Origin of the sequence: Geodermatophilus sp. YIM 151500, from assembly GCF_025716945.1 — a bacterium.
Lineage (GTDB): Bacteria > Actinomycetota > Actinomycetes > Mycobacteriales > Geodermatophilaceae > YIM-151500.
This window is the reverse complement of record NZ_JAOVZT010000042.1, coordinates 1-1,063: the sequence shown is the minus strand read 5'-3', so window position 1 is coordinate 1,063 and position 1,063 is coordinate 1. Positions and strand designations below refer to the sequence as shown.

The 1,063-nt window shown below is 76.7% G+C and carries 1 protein-coding gene and 1 pseudogene; both read right to left on the bottom strand.

Going from position 1 to position 1,063, the window contains the following annotated elements; genetic code table 11:
• A partial coding sequence (locus tag OF117_RS22055) for a hypothetical protein (protein ID WP_263555006.1) occupies window positions 1-642 on the bottom strand: 642 nt, incomplete at its 3' end.
• A gap of 141 nt (window positions 643-783) precedes the next feature.
• Window positions 784-906: pseudogene (locus OF117_RS22335) on the bottom strand (PKD domain-containing protein); the annotation flags it as partial.
• Window positions 907-1,063 lie beyond the last annotated feature (157 nt).

Below are 1,063 nucleotides of genomic sequence, written 5' to 3'. Positions count from 1 at the left end.
CGGCGCCACCCCGCTCACCGGCGACGCATCGAACGACGACACCGGCGCCGACGGCCCCGGCGGCGGGGTGCCGCCACCGGCCGGGCGCAGGGCCCGGAGCCAGCCGGCCGAGATCACCCCGGTGCTGAAGCGCCAGGCGGCGTCCCCGGTCGGGCCGACCGTCGGCCGGGCCTGGAAGGCGGCCTCGGAGACCTGCGCCGTGGTGCCCTCCCAGCTCTCGGTCCAGCCCGTGGGCGGGGTCACCGTGGCGCTCGAGGAGTTCATCCCGACCCCGCCGACCAGCAGGGCGCCGGCCGTCGTGGTGGTCACCCCCGGCACGGTGAGCGTGGCCGAATTCGCGCCCAGGTTCGACGCGGTCGAGGCCGCGGTGTCGAACGGTGCGGCCGGGTCGACCCCGGAGAACACCGTCATCCCGGCGTTCCACTTCACCGGCGTCGACAGGGAGAAGGAGTAGGACGTCGGCTCGCCCGCGCCCGCTACCTTGTAGTAGGCGAACACCGTGGCCCGGCCGTTGATGCTCAGCGGCCCGGTCACCGGCGACCAGCCGGACGGCGCCGCGCTCACGCTCGGCCCGTCGTCCGCGGTGAACTGCGCGACGAGCAGGTCACCCGCCGCCACGGCGGCCGGCCGGGGGATGGTCACCGCGCCCACGGCCGCGGTGCTGACCGAGGTCGTCGACGCACCCGCGGTCACCGTGCCGCCGCTACCCGTGGGCGGCGCGGTCACCGTGATGGTCCGGGTGGCCGGCGCACCGGCGCCGGCCGCGTTCGACGCGATCAGCCGCACCGTGTACGTGCCCGCCGCGGCGAAGGTGTGCGACGGGGACCGCTCGGTCGAGGTCGCCCCGTCCCCGAACTCCCACGCCCACGACGTCGGCGCACCCGTCGAGGTGTCGCTGAACGACACCGCCAACGGCGCCACCCCGCTCACCGGCGACGCGTCGAACGACGACACCGGCGCCGACGGCCCCGGCGGGGCCTCCGAGACGGTGATCGTCCGGGTGGCCGGCGCACCGGCGCCGGCCGCGTTCGACGCGATCAGCCGCACCGTGTACGTGCCCGCC